Here is a 20,387-nt window from a genome sequence, read left to right as displayed (position 1 = left end):
ATTATATATATTTTAAGTATTTTTTAAAATTAATAAATAATACTTAAATGGAGTGAAATTTATTATGTCTAAATCAAATGTATTAAAATTTCTTTTAATATCAATGATTTTACTTTTTGCTGTATCTTCAATAAATGCAGCAGATGTAACTGATAATCAAAATGTAGTATCAGACACTATTCAAGCTACAGGAGATATTCAGTCAGATATATCAGAAATACAAGATGTAAAATCTGATGTTAAAGAAAAAAAAGTGATTAAAAAAGAATCACAAGTAACAAAAAATGAAAAAAAAAAGAATTAAATAAAAAAGACACAACAACTAATAAAACTGTGAAAAAAGTACAAACACACATAATAACAAACACAACAATAAAAGATTACTTTAAAGCAGAAAATAACTATACACTACCTGAAAATGTAACAGAAGGAGATACACTTGATATTCAAGGAAAAATATCAGGTCTAGGAAAAAACTTCACAATATCAATTAACAAACCTGTAAATATAATCTCATCAACACAAGATTCATTAATAGATCTTAACACAACAGCAGGAAACTACTTTGGAGAAAGTCCAGAATCCAGCTTTGCTATAATAACAGGTGCAGATCATACAAATATTACAGGAATAAACCTACATAATACACAATTCTGGATTAGTGCTGTAAAACATGTTGTAATAGATAATGTATCAGCAGTTGTAGAAGATCAAAGAGTAGGTTCAGGAGTAGGTCAAACAACAATAAGAGACTATGCTGAAAACATAACATTAAAAAACTCTTACATTTCAACAAAAAATAATGGTGGAAGTAGTTCATTTGTAATTGCAGCAGCAAACTACTGTACAATAGATAACTGTACAATAAGAGCAGAAGGTCAAGTAGGAAATCTTCTTTACTTAACAACATTTAATGTTAATATAATAGACCCAATTTTCAACTCATATAACACTATTAAAAACTGTAGAATAATGCCAGCATCACTTAGTGCAACATCAATGGCTGTAGTAATTACAGGTGTGGGCAATGTTTTTGATAACAATACAATAGTATCAGGTGGTTTTTCAACCCAATGGGGTGGAGGAGTAGTAAATAACCAAACATTTAGAAATAACAAACTTCTAAATGGTGATATGACTGCTGTATTTGCAAATTCCACATACATAAACAATACAATATCAGGTGGATTAACTGTTTCAAATTCAACTGTAGAAAATAATATAGTTAAAGGTACAACAACAATAAGAGGAACATCACAACTTAGAAATAATAATTTAACAAATATTACAGTATCAGATAAATTAGCAGTAAACTCAATAATAGAAAATAACAATATTACAGGATTAGTACAAGTAACACAAGGAAATATAACACTTAAAAATAATGTTATAGCAAGTAGTGAAAATTTAGCATTAAATGTTAAAACATCAAATAACACTATTATAAATAACATAATTACAGCAGGACCTAAAGCAGGTGATGATGCAGTAGTTATAGATAAAACTACAAATACATATGAAAATAACACACCTGAAACAGGAGTAGTATATAATATAACAGATGGTACATATTCAAACTTCTTTGATGCTGATGGAAATATTCTCGCAAATGTTACAGATTACTCAAAATTAAACTTCCAAGGAGTATTTAATAATAAAAACTTCATTATTAAAAATAAAAAAGTAACAATAACAGGTGAAGATGCATTACTAAATAATGGAACAATTACAGTAAGTGATGATTCATTAGTATGGATATCAGATATCCAGATGAATACAGAAAATGCAAATGCAATAGTTCTAAACACACAAAAAAATAAAATAAACAATGTAAATATTACACATACAGGAGTATCAACAACAATCCTTGTAAATGGTGATAATACACTTATAAGTAATGTAAATATTATAAAAAATAATGAACAAGCTGACAGTTCATTAAATGTAATAGAAATCACATCATCAAATAACAATATAAATAACGTTAATATAAATGCAACTTCAAATGGAGAAGTAAAAGCAATAGTATTCACAGCAAATAATAAAATTACAAACAATATAGTAAAATCAAATACAATAAATATTAAAGCATCAAAAGCAACAGCTATAGCACTTAATGGTGATATTAACTTAACAGCATTAAATTCAAATACAATTAAACTTGAAACAACAGAAGATGCACAAGGTATACTAATTAATGGAAATACAAACAACAATACAATCTCTTCAAATAAAATAAATATCACATCAGATAATAATGCAAAAGGAATAATTGCAGCAAATGCAACACAAACAGGATTAAAAGAAGAAATTCAATCAAATCAAATTAGTATTACATCTAAAAATGCAGCAGGAATAACAGTTAATTTTGCAGATAAATACATGAATCCTGTAATTTCATCAAACAAAATACTAATTAACACAACACAACAAGTAAATGGAATATACTTCAATGGAGAAAATCTTACAACCAGAGGTAATACAATTAATGTAACATCACAACAAAACATTGCAGATAACTCAGCAATAACTTTAGTTGGTAAAAACATTATATCAAATGGATATACAATAAATGCAATAAATGCATCAGCACTAATAATTACAGATTCAGATAATGTATTAATTAACTCATCAAATTCTATGTCAAATTCAACTAACCCAATAGAAGTAGTTAACAGTAACAATGTAGAAATAGTAAGACTTACTGCAAATACAACTTCAAATAATACAATTGAACTTAAAAATGTAAAAAATTCATCAGTAATAAATTCAACTCTCATAGGTAATGAAACCTATGGTGGAGATACATCAGTATCACAAGATGCAAATTGTGAAAATATCACATTATTAGGAAATACACCTACAATATACATACTTAAAAATGACACATATAACCAATTATTTGATAAAAATGGATTATTAAACATCACATATACAAATGGAACTGAAATATACTTAAAATCAGATATATATGGTGTAAATATAAAAATTAATGAATATATTCCAATAATTAATAAAGGAAATTACACATTCTATAATACAACCATATCATATATTGGAGATATGAAAACAGGATATCAATTAAGACTTGAAAACATAAATATAGTAAATACAAATAAAACAGCATTCATACTAAATATAACATCATCAAATGAAATAACACTTATGTACTCAAACATAAAAGTAACAGGAGAACAACCAGCATTTATAGCTATGACTACAGAAGGAAATACCTACCGTTCAACTTTAAGTTTACTTTACTCAAATGTAACAGTTGAAGGTGTAAATCCAACAGTTGTAAAATTAAATGGATACTCAAATACAACAAGCTTACAATCAACATTCCATTTAACATACAGTAATGTAACTTTAAAAGGTGAAAATAAAACAATATTTGCAGATTCAGAAAAAGGATCATTAGACTTCACCACTAATAATATAACAATAACAGGAAAAGATATTTTAATGCTTAAAAATAATGATTCATCCTTATCTTTCAGAGGAAATAATCTTATCATGACAGCTGATAATGTTGTATTATTAAATGAAACAAATTACACATCATCACAAGCTAGTTTCACAAATAACAACATAACAGTAACAGCTAAAAATCCAGTAGTAGTTATGACAACAGAAAGAAATAACAGTCAATACACAATAACTAGAAATAATATTAATGTAACAGTAGATACACCATTAAATGGAAGAACACCATTAATATATGCACTAGGATCAACAGCTTCAAGAAATGCTATAAATGTAACAGATTCACAAGGTGAATCAATTCTTGGAAATGAAGCAATAGTAGCAAAATCAGTATCAGGAAACACACCTGATGCACCATTCCATGTATTTGTAAATGTAACAAATTCAACACTTAAATATAATCAAGATGGAAATATTACATTAAGTTTATATGGTTTATATAATCAAACTGTAAGTGGAACATATACAGTAGATGTAAATGGAGAAACATACAAAGTTGAAAATGGAACCAAAATCACAGTACCTGTAAATGTAAAAGCACATAGCATAACATTAACAATGAACTATGTAGATCCTGAAGGAATATACTCCTCAGTTGAAAACAACACACAAACATTAAACATCCTTAAAGGAGATGCTCAAATACAAGTTACTGTTAATTCTGAAATTTATGCAGGTCAAAGTATTACACTTACTGCTGTAATATCTGATAAAGGTGAACTTATAAAAGATGGATATGTAGCATTCAAACTTAATGGTGTAACACTAAAAGATGCAAATGGAAACAGAATAAAAGTACGTGTAATAAATGGTGTAGCAACATTAGTATACACAATACCAAGTAATTATGCAGCAAAAGATTACTTATTAACTGCTGTGTTCTCAAATGGTAACTATGATCGTGTAGAAGTAAATCAAACAGTAACAATAATACCATCAAATGTATTTATACAACCAACAAGTGTATACTATGAAAATGGAAAACTCATGATAAAAGCAGATATTAAAGATGCAATAACAAACAAAGATGTAGCAGTAAGAACAAAAGTAACACTAAAAATCAATGGAAAAACATTCATTGATCGTATGGTAATAGAAAACGGAACAATCACAATAGCACAAGATATAAAACTAAGTAATGGTATAAAAACATTAACAATAATATCAGGACCAAACAAGAAATACAATGTAAATGAAATAAAAGTAAATTTCATGGTACAAAATACACAAGTAAAACAGAGCAAAAACGCAACACAAATAACAGCAAACGATAATCTAAAAGCAAAAGTATAGAATTATTCTATACTACATTTTAACCCCCACTTAATTTTTTTTAATACTATTTTTTATATTTTTTATTAACATGTTAATTCTTTTAATATTGCTTTGAACATATATATTTTTATTATGTTTGAGAATGTTATTTTGAATTATCTTAAATTGGATGATAATAAGGTACATAATGTAGATGAGCTTATTGATTCATATAACCAAAATGATATGCTTGATGTACTAAAAGATAAGCTTATGATTTTACGCATTATTGATCCTAACTGTGGAAATGGTAGGTATTTAATTGATGTTACACGATTGCTTTTTAAGATTCATGAAAAGCTCATGCAATATGATGAAAATCCTAATATGACTAAACATGCTTGGATGGTTTATGATTCAATTCATGGAATTGACCGTGATAAACATAATATTGATGAATGTAAATTTAAGTTAACTAAGATATTTAATGAATATATTCCAGATTTTACTACTTATTATTTTCATGCTAAAATTATTCATGCTAATGCATTAGTTGAAGATCCATTAATATGTCCTGATGCATTCAGGTGGTCTGATATGTTTAATAATATTATTAATAATGGTGGTTTTGACATTTGTCTTGGTAATATTAGCTTTAATTATGATAAAAAGAGTATGAAAAGTTGGGGTGAATATTTAGCAGATAATTATTTAACATATTCTAATATTAAAAATATTTATTCACTTTTTTTTGAAAAAGCTATGAATAATCTTAAAGATAATGGTGTTTTATCATTTATTTCACCTAATATGTTTCTTAATAGTCTTGCTCAAAAAAAGATTCGACGCTATCTTTTAACATACTTTATTGATTCATTTTTTGATTATCGTAACATGGATAAAACTAGTGTATTTCTTAGTGATTTATGTATGATTACACTTTCTAAAATAAATAAATCAAATGACATGATTAATGTTAATAATAAGTTTACATTAAATCAGAATTATCTTAATGATCTTCGTTTTAACTTTTTTAATCGGGAGATTTTTGAAGTATATGATGATATTATGCTACGTCATGAATATGTAAGAGACTTTGATTTTACAATAACACATCGAGGTGTACATGCTCATTTTAATAAGGATTTTATTATTGATGAGGAAACTTATAATTATCTAATGTATCATGAACCTGAAAGTTCACATTTTATTAAGCCTGTAATTAAAGGATGTGATATTAGTAAAAATAGCATTAAAGAAGATAACAGATATGTAATATTCTTGCGTGATGATATTAATATTCAAATAGATGAATATCCTTTTATTAAAAATTACCTGTATCATGAACTTGGTGAAAGTTATCCTAATGATGGATACTTCAATGAACATGATTATATTAAAAATGAAAGATTTGAAATAAAAGACTATCGTAATGATTATAAGATATATGAAAATCCAAAGATTATATATCCACTTTTAAATAGTGAAATTTTTGCAATATGGGATGATGAGAATTATTACCTATTTGATAATCTGGGTATGATTACATGTGATGATACTAATATGCTTAAATTATTATATGCAATGTTTAATTCTAAAGTATATAAGTTTCTAGTTCATATGAAGATGAATATTCTAGGTAAAGTTACATCAGTTAAAAAAGATAACATTGAAACACTTCCATTTGTCATTCCTGATGAAGCACGTATGTGTTTAATTGTTGAAAATGTTGATAAACTAATTAATCATGATTATAAAGATAATGATGAGAAGATTTTCCTTGAATATAAGCTTAATTTCCTAGTTTATAGTCTATTTGGCTTATCATACCATGAAGTTGACGTGATTGAAAATTATCTTGAACAAATTATGCTAATATAATCTCCCCTATAAAGAATGGAAATTAATTTCTTTTCTAATTTTACCTTTCTTTTTTTTATCATAAAAAAAATAGAAGACTTTTTTTTTATTATTCTAATATATTATCCTAAATTTTATATCAATAAGTAAAATAAGCATTACATCCCAGATGATTTTCATAATTTTTTAGTAAATAACCATTAATAAGAAAAATCACTTATCCCAAAAAAAATATTTAAAAAAAAAGTAATTAAAAGAGGGTGATGAGAAGTGTGTATTTAACTACACTTTTTTTTTATTTTAGTATTTCTACTTCTCCTGATGTTATTTTTTCAAGTTTTCCATCATCTTTTTCTACAATTAGTATTCCTTCGTTGGTTATTCCTACAGCATCAGCAAATAGTACTCGTCCATTTTTATATACTTTTACTCTGTTTCCTGTTGTTGATGATAATCTTCTCCATTCTGATACTATGTATTTGAAGTTTCCTTTGTTAAATTCTTCATATAATTCTTCGAAGATGTATAAGAATACACGTAGAATATCTGCTCGTTTTAATTCTTCGTTAATTTCTTTTTTAACTGTTGTTGCTACATCTTGTAGTTCTTCTGGGATATCTTCATCTTCTATGTTTACATCGATTCCAATTCCTACAAGTACTGCTTCAAGTTCACTTGTTGAGTAGTTTGTCACAGCTTCTGTTAGTATTCCTGCTATTTTTTTATCATCTATAAGTATATCATTTGGCCATTTAATTCCTGCATTTATTCCAAATTTGTCATGTAAGGTTTTTGCTATTGCTACTCCTGTTACAATTGTGAGTTTTGATGCTTCAATTAGTGGTACATCTGGTCTTAGGATGATGGTCATGTAGATTCCACCTTCTGGTGATACCCATCCATCGTATTTTCTTGTTCTTCCTGCAGTTTGTTTTTCAGCAATGATTACTGTTCCTTCTTTTGCATCTTCTTTTACAAATTTTTTTGCTGTATCATTTGTTGATTCTAATTCGTCATAGAAGTGAATGCTATTTCCTATTTTTTCAGTTTTTAGTCCTCGACTTATTTCATATGGTGCTAGGATATCAGGTGTTTCTTGTAGTTTATATCCTTTTTCTTCATCATATACTATTTTATAGCCTACATCTTTTAATTTTAAGATGTGTTCTTTTAATTTTTCATGTGTTATATCTAGGCTTTTTAATAATTCTTGTTCTGTTGTGTATGTATCTTCAATATTTTTAAGTATTTTTTTTCTTATCATTTCTATAACCCAAAAAAATGTGCTCTTAAAAAAAAATAAATTTTTTTAAATTATTTTGTTATTTTTTGATGCTTAACTTTATTTTTCCTTTTTTTATATTAACTTATAATATTAAAAAGGATTATTATTTTTTATATTTATTCTATTTTATGTTATAAATATTATTAAGTCTTATGTATTTTATAATTTTCTTTATCTTTAATACTAAATTATTATATTAATTAAATATCATATATAATATATATCTTAATATAATGTATGATAGAAAAAACAAAAGAGGAAATAAAGAATTTTTTTTATGTTAAACAAAAAGATTTTAGATAAAAAATAAGTTAAGTTTTATTTTATTATTATATAAATAATCATACAAAATTTTTAGAGAAAAAAACTGATAATTAACAAACAAAATAATTAGGGGGATATAAGTTTAAAATGTTTGATAAAGTATTAATTGCAAATCGTGGAGAAATTGCAATACGTATATCACGAGCATGTAAAGAATTAGGTGTAGATACTGTAGCAATATATTCTGATGCTGATAAAACAGCACTCTTTGCAAAATATGCAGATGAAGCAGTAGCACTAAATTCATCAGTACTAGCACAATCATACCTTGACATTGATAAAATAATGAATATTGCAATAGATACAGGAGCTGATGCAATACACCCAGGATATGGATTTTTATCAGAAAACCCAATACTAGGTGAAAGATGTGAAGAAAATGGTATGACATTAATTGGTCCTAGACGAAATGCGATAGAAACAATGGGAGATAAAATAAAATCCAAACAATTAATGAATAAAATAGGTGTACCAACAGTACCAGGGGATAAAGAACCAATAATTGATATGGATGAAGCAAAAATTCGAGCAAAAGAAATTGGATATCCTGTAATAATTAAATCCTCAGCCGGTGGTGGAGGAATTGGTATGCGTGTTGTATATGAAGAAGATGAACTAGTACGTGCTATTGAATCAACACAAAACCTAGCTGAAGCTACATTTGGAGATGGAACTGTATATATGGAAAAATATGTTGAAAGACCAAGACACATAGAATTCCAGATTATGGCTGATAACTATGGAAATACAATACATGTATGTGATCGTGAATGTTCAATACAAAGACGTCATCAAAAATTAATTGAAGAAGCACCATCACCAATAATGACAGAAGAACTTCGTGATAGAATGGGTGAATCTGCAGTAAAAGCAGCAAAAAGTGTAGATTATAACAGTGCTGGAACAATTGAATTTATGTATTCAAATGGTGATTATTACTTCCTTGAAATGAACACAAGAATACAAGTAGAACACCCTATTACTGAGGCTATAACTGGAGTAGACTTAGTAAAAGAACAAATAAAAGTAGCAGCAGGAGAAAGATTAAGTTATACTCAAGATGATATTCATGTAAATGGTCATGCAATTGAATGTCGTATAAATGCTGAAGATCCACTTAATGATTTTGTACCAACACCTGGTAAGATTGTAGGTTACCGTTCTCCTGGTGGAATTGGTGTACGTATGGATAGTGGAGTATATAATGGATATACAATTCCATCAATATATGATTCAATGATTGCAAAACTTATTGTACATGGAAATAATCGTGAAGAAGCTATTGCTCGTATGACTCGTGCTTTAAATGAATTTATTGTACTTGGTGTTAAAACTACAATACCATTCCATAAAGCATTAATGCAAAATGAAAACTTCAAAAAAGCAAATCTTGATACAAGCTTTATTGAAGAAAATAGACCTGAACTTATATCTGCAATTGAAGCAGTTGTTCTTGAAGATGAAGAAAAGATACGTAAATATAAATCCACATTCCTTCCACCTAAGAAGGTTGCAGCAATTTCAACATCTGTAAATAGTTATATGAACAGACTTGTTGAAGAAAATAATAAAAGAGCTAATCAATAATAAAATATAAAGTTTGAACTTAATTAAACTTATTTTTATAATTCACCCCCTCTTATTTATTTTTAGCTAATTTAAATGATTTTTTAGTTATTTAATATACTTTTTTTTATAATTTTTTGTTTTATAAATAACAAACTTATATATAGTTTAAAAGTTATATATATAATAGTATTCCAACTGATACTTATCTTTCCTAAAATTTTTAATATGTTTTTAAATAGAGAATCTATTATGGAAAAATTATCAATATTCATACCAAATAGTTATTTGGCAGAGACAAAAGATTCAAAAATTAGAACATATAAAGTTGGATTATTAGGAAGATACGCTGCTCTATTTAGGGCTAATAACATAGTTATTTACAATGATAATTCAGACGGAGGTAGTAGGGATGATGCTCTCTATATGAAAACTATCCTAGAATACATGGATACACCTCAATACTTAAGAAAACAAGTATTTCCGATTACACCGGAGCTGAAAAATGTAGGAATACTTCCACCACTTAGAACTCCACATCATCCATTAACAGATGAATGTGAAGTAGGAGATTTTAGACAAGGTCTAACAACCAAACGTGTCCGTAAAGGAACAATAGTAGATATTGGATTAGATCGTCCTGCATTATGTAAAGAGAAACTAAGTGTTAATAAAGTACTTAGCTTTAGAATTGAAAGACTAGGTAAAGAAATTTTAGTTGAACCTGATGAACCTGATAGCGTTTATTGGGGATATAAGACAATTACTAGTGACCGTAACCTCTATGACAGCATAACCATGATGAAAAATAAACCAGACTTGGTTATTGGTACATCAAAATATGCTCCTAACATTATTTCTATTCTTGATGAGGTTCAAAACAGTATCAAACAAGCTCAACATGTTGCTATTTTATTTGGAGGTCCATACTCTGGAATAAACAGCTTAATAAATGAGCGAAAACTTGATTATGAGATTAACACAGTTCCTAAACAAGGTACTGAAACCGTTAGGACTGAGGAAGCATTAGTTAGTACACTAGCAATTTTTAATATTTTAAATCTAGAATAGGGTACTTTATGTAAAAATAACTTTTGTAAATAACGATGTTTTAATAAGAACATTATTTATTAGATAAAATTTTAAATATAAAGGAGAAAATGACATGACTAGACATCACCAACCAAGAAAAGGATCGGTTGCATTCAGTCCACGTAAAAGAGTGGCTAAGGAAACACCTAGTGTAAGTACCTGGCCAGAATCTGACGAGGCTGGACTGCTCGGATTCGCAGGATACAAGGTGGGTATGACCCACGTGACGGCTCTGGATTCTAGAAAAGGTTCTCCAACAGAAAACATGGAACTATCAGTTCCAGTTACAATATTAGAGGCACCACCTTTAGTAGTGTTGGGAATTAGAGCTTACACAAAAACAACATACGGATTAAAAACATTAACCGATGTACTCGCAAATGATAATTTAGATGAAGAATTATCAAGAAAAATCTCAGTTCCAAAATTTGAAGATGTGGAATCAAAACTTGAAGATTTAAAAAGCAGAATCGATGAAATTGCTGACATAAGAGTTCTAGTTCACACAAAACCAAAACTCACCAGTGTGCCTAAGAAAAAACCAGAAGTACTTGAATTCGGTGTAGGTGGAAAAACTGTACAAGATAAACTTGACTATGCAATAAGTGTATTAGGACAAGAAGTAACTCCTCAAGATGTATTTGAAGAAGGAGAATTTACAGATGCAATAGCAACCACCAAAGGTAAAGGAGTTCAAGGACCTGTAAAAAGATTCGGTGTAAGAATCCAATATGGTAAAGCAGCACGTAGTGGTATAGAAAGACACGTTGGTTCTATTGGTCCATGGACACCTAATAGAACAATGTGGACCGTAGCAATGCAAGGTCAAATGGGTTATCATAAAAGAACAGAATATAATAAAAAACTCCTGAAAATAGGAAATGAATCTGAGGTTGATTTAATAAACCCAGATGGTGGATTTGTAAAATATGGACTTGTTAAAAACAATTATATAGTAGTTAAAGGTTCATTACCAGGACCATCCAAAAGATTAGTTGTTTTAAGAAAAGGAGTAAGAAATGCAAGTAAAGATGCAACAGCTCCAGAAATATCTTACATAAGCACAACTTCAAAACAGGGAGTCTAAATATAAAGAGTGATTATTATGGCAAAAGTTAACGTTTATTCATTAAAAGGCGAAGTCACTGACGAAATTGAACTCCCAGAAATATTTGAGGAAACATACAGACCTGATGTAATTAAAAGAGCTGTAATTTCTTCACAAACCGCAAGAATCCAACCATGGGGATCAGATCCAATGGCTGGTAAAAGAACCACAGCAGAGTCTTTTGGTTCCGGTAGAGGAGTTGCAATGGTACCTCGTGTAAAAGGTTCATCAAAAGCAGCATTTGTACCACAATCAATTGGTGGTAGAAAAGCACACCCTCCACGAGTAAATACAATTTATCATGAAAAAGTAAATAAAAAAGAAAGAATATTAGCTATCAGATCTGCAATTGCAGCAACAGCTAATAAAAACTTAGTTGAAAAAAGAGGACATCAAGTTTCAAATCTTGAACAAGTACCTTTCATTGTAGATGATGAATTAGAAACCATTAAAACAGCTAAAGAAACCAGAGAAATCTTCAAAAACTTAGGTATCATGGATGATATTGTAAGAGCTAAAAAAGGAAGAAAAATTAAATCTGGTAAAGGAAAACTAAGAGGAAGAAAATACAGAACACCAAGTGGACCTCTTGTAGTTGTTGGTAATGACCGTGGAATCAAACTCGGAGCACGTAACCATGCTGGAGTAGATGTTGTAGAAGTAAACAATATCAATGCTGAATTACTTGCACCAGGAACACACGCAGGAAGATTAACAATTTACACAAAATCTGCTATAGAAAAGCTTGGAGATTTATTCCAACAAAATAGGAGTTAGTTTATTATGGATCCATATTCAGTAATAATAAAACCACGTTTATCAGAAAAGACAATGAATCAAATTTATGATGAAAACAAAATCACATTTGTTGTTCGTAGATCTGCTAATAAAAGAGTAATTAAAGATGCTTTCCAAGAATTATACGAAACAAAAGTATTAAGTGTAAATACACACATTACTCCTAGAGGAGAAAAAGTAGCTACTATTGAAGTAGAAGAATCTGGAATAGCTGAAGATATAGCTATAAGTTTAGGTGTATTCTAAAGATAGTAAATATTAATAGGAGGAATGATTATGGGAAAAAGATTGATTATTCAAAGAAGAGGTCGAGGAACTCCAACATATCGTAGTTCATCACACAGATTCAGAGGAAAAGTAGCATACCGATCATATGATAAATTTGAACGTGAAGGAAGTTTAAAAGGTATAGTTACAGATATTATTCACGATCCTGGACGATCAGCACCTGTTGCAATTGTTAAATTTGAAAATGGTGAAGAAAAATTAGTTCTTGCACCAGAAAGTATTGCAATAGATGATGAAATAGAAGTAGGTGTATCAGCACCTGTAGAACCAGGAAACACATTACCATTAAGTGAAATTCCAGAAGGAACTCCAGTATTCAACATTGAAAACAACCCTGGAGATGGTGGAAAATTCGTAAGATCATCTGGTACATATGCATCATTAATCACCCACGATGTTGGTAAAACAATGATAGAATTACCATCTGGTGAATTAAAAGCATTTAACCCTAGAAGTCGTGCAACTGTAGGAGTTGTAGCAGGTGGAGGACGTAAAGATAAACCATTCCTTAAAGCTGGTAACAGATACCATGCTTTAAAAGCTAAAGGTAAGAAAATGATGACTGTTAGAGGGGTTGCAATGAACGCTGTAGATCACCCACACGGTGGAGGTAACAGACAACACCCAGGAAGACCTACTACTATCTCAAGACATGCACCTGCAGGTAGAAAAGTTGGTTCCATAGCAGCTAGACGTACAGGTAAAAGACGATAGGATAAAGGAGGCACTTAATTGGCTCGTAAGATTTTTAAATTTAGAGGATACACTCTTGAAGAGCTTCAAGATATGTCACTTGATGAAGTTATAGAATTATTACCATCAAGACAAAGAAGATCTCTTAAAAGAGGATTTTTACCAAGACAAGAAAAAGTTCTTGAAAAAATGGAAAAAGTTAAAGACATGAAAAATGATAGTGGAAGACCAATAGTTATAAAAACACATTGTCGTGACATGATTGTACTTCCAAACATGGTAGGATACACATTTGGTATTTACAATGGACAAGACTTCATAGAAGTTACAATAAAACCAGAAATGATTGGATGCTACTTTGGAGAGTTTGCACAAACTCGTGGAAGAGTACAACACGGAGACCCAGGTATGGGAGCTACAAGATCATCAATGTTTGTACCACTTAAATAGATAGGGAGATAGTTATATATGGCAAAGAAAAATACTTACTCATATCAACCAAAACCTGATGAAAAAATAGCAAAAGCAGCAGGTCACAACCTTAAAATATCTCCAAAACACTCTGTGGAAATTTGTAGATCTATTCGTAACATGTACTTAGAAGATGCTAAAGCATTCTTAGAAGATGTTGTTGCTAAAAAAACAGTTGTACCATTTAAAAGACACAACAAAAAAGTTGGTCACAGATCAGAACTTGTAGGATGGTCATCAGGAAGATACCCTGTTAAAGCAGCTGCTGCAATTCTTAAAGTTTTAGAAAATGCTGAAGCAAACGCAGAAAACAGTGACTTAGATGTAGAAAACCTTAAATTAGTTCATGCATCTGCAAATAGAGGGGTAATTATAAGAGGTTGGACACCAAGAGCATTTGGTAGAGCAAGCCCTTCAAACACACCTACTACACACATTCAAATCGTATTAGGGGAGGCCTAAATACACATGATTGAAAAAGATTTCGTAAAAGAAGGATTAAAAAGAACACGAATAGATGAATATCTAGAAGAAAAACTAGAACGTGCAGGTTACGGTGGAATGGATATTCAAGTTACACCTGTAGGAACAATGGTTATTGTTTATGCTGAAAAACCTGGTATGGTTATCGGTCGTGGTGGAAAAACTGTAAGATCAATTACAAAAACACTTAAAAACAATTTCGACCTAGAAAATCCTCAAGTGGAAGTTAAAGAAGTTGAAATTCCAGAATTAAATCCAAGAATCATGGCACATAAAGTTGTTGCAATGCTTCAAAGAGGAATGCAATTTAGACGTGTAGCATATTCTATTATTAGAAGAATTATGTCTGCTGGAGCTCAAGGGGTAGAAGTTACAATTTCTGGTAAAATCAGAGGTTCAAGATCAGCTTGTGCAAAGTTCAATGATGGTTACATAAAAAAATGTGGAGAACCTTCAATAAAACACGTAAAAGAAGGATTTGCAACAGTACAACTTAAACCTGGAGTACTTGGAATTTATGTAAGAATCATGCCACCTGAAGTAGTTTTACCTGATAACATAGAAATCATCGAAGCTGATGGAGAAGTTGAAGAAATTAAACCAGCAGCAAATAGTGAAGAAAGTGTTGACACCATTAAAGAAGAAATTACTGGTGAAGATATACTTGAAGAACTTGCAGATGAATCAGAAATCGAAGAAATTACAGAAGAAGTAATGGAAACATTAGAAGAATAAGGGGAATTTCGTTATGGTTATTTTAAGAAGTAAAGAACTAAGAGATTTAAGCCTAGATGAACTTCAAAACAAACTTAATGAACTTCATGCAGAGTATGATACATTAATTGGAAAAGGTTCAGTATCTGGTGTGGACAATCCTGGTAAAATCAAAGAAACTAGAAGAACTATTGCCCGTGTTCTTACTATAATGAATGAAGAAAAACAAAAACAGGGAGAATAAACTAGAGATGAAAATCTGTGAAATATGCGGTCTTCCAGAAGACTTATGTGTCTGTGAGGAAATAGCACGTGAAGTTCAAAAGGTTAAAGTATATACAGTACGTCGTCGATTTGGTAAACTTATGACTATAGTTGAAGGAATTGATGAACATGATATAGATATACGTGAGTTAACAAAAACTCTTAAATCTAAATGTGCTTGTGGAGGTACTTCCAAAAAAGGTCAAATTGAGCTTCAAGGAGACCATAAACGTAAAGTTAAAGAAGTACTTGCAGGAATGGGTTTTTCCTCAGATACTATAGAAATCAAATAGGATTAAAAGAGATAAATTTTTTTAGATCTTATTTGTGAAAAGTGAAGATTTAAATTAGAATTTTTAAATAAAAAAAAGATGATAAAAAAAAGCCAGCTATTTTGGTATAAATAATTTTTTATTTAAAAATCCAGGGAACATTAATTAAATTAATAATGTGGGTGTTTTAAACAATGATAACTCCACAAAATGTATTTCGACATGAATTTATTGGTTTAACTATTGAAGTTACAGATAGTAACCATAAAGAATGTGTTGGAATTAAAGGGAAAATTATAGATGAAACACGTAATACACTAGTTGTAGATACGGGTGATGATGAAAAACGTCTTATTAAAGACCAAGTGGAATTTAAACTCTACTTACCTGAAGATAAGATTGTTTTAGTCGAAGGAAAATATATTGTAGCCCGCCCTGAAGACCGGATAAAGAAGAAATTTAATAAAATTAGGTGAATAATATGGTAGGCATTAATGTAGAGCAACCAGAAAAAGAATGTCAAGATCCTAACTGTCCATTTCACGGTGAACTCCCTGTGAGAGGTCAAATTATAGAAGGAACAGTTACAAGTGATAAGGCAGATCGTACAATAACAGTAGAAAGAAGTTTCTATAAGTACATTAAAAAATATGAAAGATACGAAAAAAGAAAATCTAAAATACAAGCACACAAACCAGATTGTCTTGACGTAAAAGTTGGAGATTCTGTTAAAATTGCAGAATGCAGACAACTAAGTAAAACTAAACATTTTGTGCTAGTAGAAGTTAAAGAAGGAGAATAGATACTATGAAAGCAATAACATCAAGTGTCTCCAAATCACTTCCAATCGGTGCTAGACTTCAATGTGTAGACAATACCGGAGCACGTGAAGTAGAAATTATATCCGTAAAAGGATTTAAAGGAGTAAGAAGAAGACTTGCAACTGCAGGAGTCGGTGACATGGTAGTTGTTTCAGTTAAAAAAGGAACAGCAGACATGAGACGTGAAGTAACAACAGCAGTTATTGTACGTCAGAAAAAAGAATTCAGACGAGCAGATGGTCTAAGAGTTAAATTTGAAGATAATGCAGCTGTAATCATCACAGAAGATGGAGTACTTAAAGGTTCAGAAGTAAGAGGACCTATTGCTAAAGAAGCTGCAGATCTCTGGCCTGCAATTGGTAGTGCTGCAAGTATAATCGTATAAACATGGGAGATATTTTTTATGTCAAAATCAAAACAACCAAGAAAACAACGTAAAGAATTATATACAGCACCACTACACAAACGTCACAACTCAATGAGTGTACACTTATCAGATGCACTTAGAAAAGAGTTCAACAGAAGATCATTCCCTGTACGTAAAGGAGATGAAGTTGAAATAGTACGTGGTGACTTTAAAGGAACTGAAGGAAAAGTTGAAGGTGTAGATCTTAAAAGATACCGTGTTCTAGTTGATGGAGCATCAAGTCAAAAACAAGATGGTTCAAAATTATATCAACCAATTCACCCATCAAACTTAGTTATCACTGAAATATATCTAGATGACGAAAGACGTAATGAGGCATTAAATAGGAAGTTATAAACATGGCAAATATGGGATCAAGAAAACACTTAAAAAGATATAAAGCACCAAAAACATGGCCTATTCACAAAAAAGAAGAAACTTGGACAACCAAGTCAAGTGCAGGACCACATGCTTTAGATAAATCAATACCTCTTGTAATGGTTTTAAGAGAAATTTTAGGAGTAGCAAAAAATACTCGTGAAGCTAAAATCATCCTTAATAATGGTGATGTATTAGTTGATGGTACACCAAGAAAAGATCACAGATTCCCAGTGGGATTCATGGATATTATCTCAATACCAAAAATTAATAAAAGCTTCAGATTACTACAAGATGAAAAAGGAAGATTAGTACTAAAAGATATTGATGAAAAAGATTCAACATTCAAACTTGCAAGTATAGAAGATAAAACCACAATTAAAGGTGGAAAAACACAACTAAACTTACATGATGGAAGAAATGTTATCGTAGATGATGCAACAGAATACAACACAAGTGATGTATTACTATTAAATATTCCTGATCAAAAAATTTCAGATTCAATAAAATTTGAAGAAGGATCAATTGGATTAATTACTGGTGGTAAACACACAGGTGAATATGGAATCATTCGTGAAATTAACATTACAAAATCATCCAAAGCAAACACTGTATTAATGGATACAGAAGATGGTACATTTATCACACTTGCAGATTATGTATTTGTTGTAGGAAATGACAAACCAGTTATATCATTATTAGGAGATGACTAGTCATGAACGTAATGGAAAAACCATACATTGCAAAAGCAACTGTAAACATTGGTGTAGGTGAAGGTGGAGAAAAACTAACAAGAGCAGAAAAACTTATTGAAACTCTTGTAGATCAAAAACCTGTTAGAACATACTCAAAAGTTACAAACCCTGAATTTGGTATAAGAAAAAAACAACCAATTGCATGTAAAGTAACACTTAGAGGAGAAAAAGCTGATAAAATTATTTCCATGGTTTTAAGTGGACTAGAAAACAGAATAAAAGCTTCACAATTTGATGAAGAAGGAAATGTATCCTTCGGTATTCGTGAACATATTGATATTCCTGGTGTAAGATACGACCCTGATATAGGAATTTTCGGTATGGATGTTTCTGTAACATTCCAAAAACCAGGTCACAGAATCAAAGAAAGAAGATTAAGACCTAAAAAAATACCACAAACACAACGCGTAACAAAAGAAGAATCAATGGAATTAATGAAAGAAAAATTCCAAGTTAACATAGAAGAATAGATGAAGGTGAAACTTGTGGCAAAAAAATATGGAAAAGCAGCTAGAGAATGTAGTCGATGTGGAGATCATTCTGCTATTGTAAGAAGATACGGACTTAACTTATGCCGTCAATGCTTTAGAGAAATAGCTCCAAAAATCGGATTTAAAAAATATAACTAAAATTGAAGGAGTGTTTAAAGAATGACTCTTATGGATCCTCTTGCAGATGCATTAACAAATATAAGAAACAATGAGTTACAACACAATGATAGTTGTACAATAAGACCAGCATCAAAACTCATAGGTCACGTATTAAGTACAATGCAAAAGGAAAATTATATAGGAAATTTCGAATTAGTTGATGATGGAAAAGCTGGTATATTTAATGTAGAATTAAATGGTAACATTAACAAATGTGGTGTTATCAAACCACGTCATGCTGTAAAAAATACAGAATTCGAAGACTTTGAGAAAAGATACTTACCAGCAAAAAACTTTGGTATACTAATTGTAACAACACCTCAAGGTGTAATGACACACCACGAAGCTAAAGAAGCAGGTATTGGTGGAAGATTATTAGTATATGTATATTAAATTTTTAGGTGAAAAATAATGGTTAATTTAGCAGAAATTACAGAGACAATCCCTATCCCAGAAGGAGTTACAGTAACCATAGATGGTTCAGATGTAACAGTTAAAGGTGATGGCGGAGAAATTAAGAGAAACTTCGACCATAATAATATCACTGTATCTAAAGATGATGATGAAGTTACAGTTTCCGTAGCATTCCCAAATAAAAAAGATAAAGCTATGGTTGGAACAATCAGATCTCATATTACAAATATGATATATGGTGTAAAACATGGTTTTACTTACAAAATGAAAATTGTTTACGCTCACTTCCCTATGACAGTGAAAGTAAAAGGTAAACTTGTAACAATAGACAACTTCCTTGGAGAAAGAAGTCCACGTACAGCAAAAATTATTGGTGATGATGTAAAAGTATCAGTAAAAGGGGATAATGTAACAATTACTGGTGTTAACAAAGAACATGTTGGTCAAACAATGGCAAACATTGAACAAGCAACCAAAATTAAAGGAAGAGACCCTCGTATATTCCAAGACGGAATCTACTTAGTGGATAAAAAACAGGAAGAAATAGATGAATAAAAATTTAATAGAGGAAGTTACTTATGACTAAAAAACCAACCTTCAAAAGACAAGAATATTGGAGATATAAAAAACTTGGTGATAGTTACCGTAGACCTAGAGGTAAACTAAGTAAAAGACGACGATACCAAGCACGTAAACCAGCAATGGCTAGAATTGGATACCGTTGTCCAAAAGCAACCAGAGGATTACATCCTTCAGGTTACAATGACATACTAGTTGAAAATGTTGAACAAATCAAAGCTTTAAATCCTGAAACTGATGCAGCAAGAATAGCAGCAGCAGTAGGAAAAAGAAAAAGACAAGCAATAGAAGCAGAAGCTAAAACATTAGGGGTAAAATTATTAAATTAAGATTAAATTAACTACTGTAATGGTTCAATAAAGGGTTTATATTATTTGAATACATTACAAAACTATTTAATCTAATTACTTATAATTTAATAATTTA

25 protein-coding genes are annotated in these 20,387 nt (G+C 30.2%); 24 read left to right on the top strand and 1 reads right to left on the bottom strand.

Annotation, left to right across the window (positions count from 1 at the left end; genetic code table 11):
- Positions 1 to 64 precede the first annotated feature (64 nt).
- The 3 genes from MSCUN_RS07015 (at position 65) to MSCUN_RS07005 (ending at position 6,621) form a co-directional block, all read left to right on the top strand.
- Entirely contained in the window at positions 65 to 304 is a 240-nt protein-coding gene (locus MSCUN_RS07015) for a hypothetical protein (RefSeq protein WP_095609318.1), read from the top strand.
- 29 nt (positions 305 to 333) lie between these two features.
- Complete coding sequence (locus MSCUN_RS07010) at positions 334 to 4,779, top strand: beta strand repeat-containing protein (RefSeq protein WP_095609317.1); 4,446 nt, start codon at positions 334 to 336, stop codon at positions 4,777 to 4,779.
- 147 nt (positions 4,780 to 4,926) lie between these two features.
- Complete coding sequence (locus MSCUN_RS07005) at positions 4,927 to 6,621, top strand: Eco57I restriction-modification methylase domain-containing protein (protein WP_170104105.1); 1,695 nt, start codon at positions 4,927 to 4,929, stop codon at positions 6,619 to 6,621.
- Positions 6,622 to 6,895: 274 nt separating this feature from the next.
- On the opposite strand, the gene MSCUN_RS07000 is transcribed toward MSCUN_RS07005, so the two are convergent.
- On the bottom strand, positions 6,896 to 7,864 hold the full coding sequence (locus MSCUN_RS07000) for a biotin--[acetyl-CoA-carboxylase] ligase (RefSeq protein WP_095609315.1): 969 nt from the start codon (positions 7,862 to 7,864) through the stop codon (positions 6,896 to 6,898).
- 432 nt (positions 7,865 to 8,296) lie between these two features.
- Between MSCUN_RS07000 and MSCUN_RS06995 the strand changes: the two genes are divergently transcribed.
- The 21 genes from MSCUN_RS06995 (at position 8,297) to MSCUN_RS06895 (ending at position 20,290) form a co-directional block, all read left to right on the top strand.
- Positions 8,297 to 9,796 carry an acetyl-CoA carboxylase biotin carboxylase subunit gene (locus MSCUN_RS06995; protein WP_095609314.1) on the top strand — a complete coding sequence of 500 codons (1,500 nt, stop codon included), beginning with the start codon at positions 8,297 to 8,299 and terminating at the stop codon, positions 9,794 to 9,796.
- Between the two features lie 207 nt (positions 9,797 to 10,003).
- Entirely contained in the window at positions 10,004 to 10,846 is an 843-nt protein-coding gene (locus MSCUN_RS06990; protein ID WP_095609313.1) for a putative RNA uridine N3 methyltransferase, read from the top strand.
- A gap of 94 nt (positions 10,847 to 10,940) precedes the next feature.
- Entirely contained in the window at positions 10,941 to 11,954 is a 1,014-nt protein-coding gene (gene rpl3p / locus MSCUN_RS06985) for a 50S ribosomal protein L3 (RefSeq protein ID WP_095609312.1), read from the top strand.
- Positions 11,955 to 11,972: 18 nt separating this feature from the next.
- Positions 11,973 to 12,752 (top strand): 50S ribosomal protein L4, encoded by a 780-nt coding sequence (gene rpl4p, locus MSCUN_RS06980; RefSeq protein WP_095609311.1) that lies wholly within the window; start codon positions 11,973 to 11,975, stop codon positions 12,750 to 12,752.
- 6 nt (positions 12,753 to 12,758) lie between these two features.
- Complete coding sequence (locus MSCUN_RS06975; RefSeq protein ID WP_095609310.1) at positions 12,759 to 13,019, top strand: 50S ribosomal protein L23; 261 nt, start codon at positions 12,759 to 12,761, stop codon at positions 13,017 to 13,019.
- A gap of 30 nt (positions 13,020 to 13,049) precedes the next feature.
- Entirely contained in the window at positions 13,050 to 13,775 is a 726-nt protein-coding gene (locus tag MSCUN_RS06970) for a 50S ribosomal protein L2 (protein ID WP_095609309.1), read from the top strand.
- 18 nt (positions 13,776 to 13,793) lie between these two features.
- Entirely contained in the window at positions 13,794 to 14,204 is a 411-nt protein-coding gene (locus MSCUN_RS06965; protein WP_095609308.1) for a 30S ribosomal protein S19, read from the top strand.
- Positions 14,205 to 14,222: 18 nt separating this feature from the next.
- Entirely contained in the window at positions 14,223 to 14,687 is a 465-nt protein-coding gene (locus MSCUN_RS06960; protein WP_095609307.1) for a 50S ribosomal protein L22, read from the top strand.
- A gap of 6 nt (positions 14,688 to 14,693) precedes the next feature.
- The gene (locus MSCUN_RS06955; RefSeq protein WP_095609306.1) at positions 14,694 to 15,443 is read left to right on the top strand and encodes a 30S ribosomal protein S3; all 750 of its coding nucleotides are present in this window, start codon (positions 14,694 to 14,696) and stop codon (positions 15,441 to 15,443) included.
- A gap of 13 nt (positions 15,444 to 15,456) precedes the next feature.
- On the top strand, positions 15,457 to 15,666 hold the full coding sequence (gene rpmC, locus MSCUN_RS06950; protein WP_095609305.1) for a 50S ribosomal protein L29: 210 nt from the start codon (positions 15,457 to 15,459) through the stop codon (positions 15,664 to 15,666).
- A gap of 7 nt (positions 15,667 to 15,673) precedes the next feature.
- Positions 15,674 to 15,979: a stress response translation initiation inhibitor YciH gene (gene yciH / locus MSCUN_RS06945; RefSeq protein WP_095609304.1), complete on the top strand. Its 306-nt coding sequence runs from the start codon at positions 15,674 to 15,676 to the stop codon at positions 15,977 to 15,979.
- Positions 15,980 to 16,152: 173 nt separating this feature from the next.
- Positions 16,153 to 16,434, top strand: coding sequence for a ribonuclease P protein component 1 (rnp1, locus tag MSCUN_RS06940; RefSeq protein ID WP_095609303.1), 282 nt, complete (start codon positions 16,153 to 16,155; stop codon positions 16,432 to 16,434).
- Between the two features lie 5 nt (positions 16,435 to 16,439).
- Positions 16,440 to 16,760 carry a 30S ribosomal protein S17 gene (locus MSCUN_RS06935; protein WP_095609302.1) on the top strand — a complete coding sequence of 107 codons (321 nt, stop codon included), beginning with the start codon at positions 16,440 to 16,442 and terminating at the stop codon, positions 16,758 to 16,760.
- A 5-nt stretch (positions 16,761 to 16,765) separates the two neighbouring features.
- A complete protein-coding gene (locus MSCUN_RS06930; protein ID WP_095609301.1) occupies positions 16,766 to 17,164 on the top strand; it encodes a 50S ribosomal protein L14 in 399 nt (132 codons plus the stop codon).
- Positions 17,165 to 17,182: 18 nt separating this feature from the next.
- Positions 17,183 to 17,542, top strand: a complete 360-nt coding sequence (rplX, locus tag MSCUN_RS06925) for a 50S ribosomal protein L24 (protein ID WP_095609300.1) — start codon at positions 17,183 to 17,185, stop codon at positions 17,540 to 17,542.
- Between the two features lie 2 nt (positions 17,543 to 17,544).
- Positions 17,545 to 18,276 carry a 30S ribosomal protein S4e gene (locus MSCUN_RS06920; RefSeq protein ID WP_095609299.1) on the top strand — a complete coding sequence of 244 codons (732 nt, stop codon included), beginning with the start codon at positions 17,545 to 17,547 and terminating at the stop codon, positions 18,274 to 18,276.
- A 2-nt stretch (positions 18,277 to 18,278) separates the two neighbouring features.
- Positions 18,279 to 18,788, top strand: coding sequence for a 50S ribosomal protein L5 (locus MSCUN_RS06915; protein ID WP_095609298.1), 510 nt, complete (start codon positions 18,279 to 18,281; stop codon positions 18,786 to 18,788).
- Complete coding sequence (locus MSCUN_RS06910; RefSeq protein WP_394338965.1) at positions 18,789 to 18,947, top strand: 30S ribosomal protein S14; 159 nt, start codon at positions 18,789 to 18,791, stop codon at positions 18,945 to 18,947. It abuts the gene before it with no gap.
- Positions 18,948 to 18,968: 21 nt separating this feature from the next.
- Entirely contained in the window at positions 18,969 to 19,361 is a 393-nt protein-coding gene (locus MSCUN_RS06905) for a 30S ribosomal protein S8 (protein ID WP_095609296.1), read from the top strand.
- Positions 19,362 to 19,379: 18 nt separating this feature from the next.
- The gene (locus MSCUN_RS06900; RefSeq protein ID WP_095609295.1) at positions 19,380 to 19,937 is read left to right on the top strand and encodes a 50S ribosomal protein L6; all 558 of its coding nucleotides are present in this window, start codon (positions 19,380 to 19,382) and stop codon (positions 19,935 to 19,937) included.
- Between the two features lie 23 nt (positions 19,938 to 19,960).
- Positions 19,961 to 20,290 carry a 50S ribosomal protein L32e gene (locus MSCUN_RS06895; RefSeq protein WP_095609294.1) on the top strand — a complete coding sequence of 110 codons (330 nt, stop codon included), beginning with the start codon at positions 19,961 to 19,963 and terminating at the stop codon, positions 20,288 to 20,290.
- Positions 20,291 to 20,387: the final 97 nt, after the last annotated feature.

Origin of the sequence: Methanosphaera cuniculi (assembly GCF_003149675.1) — an archaeon.
In the GTDB taxonomy this organism is placed as follows: Archaea; Methanobacteriota; Methanobacteria; order Methanobacteriales; family Methanobacteriaceae; genus Methanosphaera; species Methanosphaera cuniculi.
Note: the sequence above shows the minus strand (reverse complement) of the source record. Positions and strands in the feature narration are given on the sequence as shown.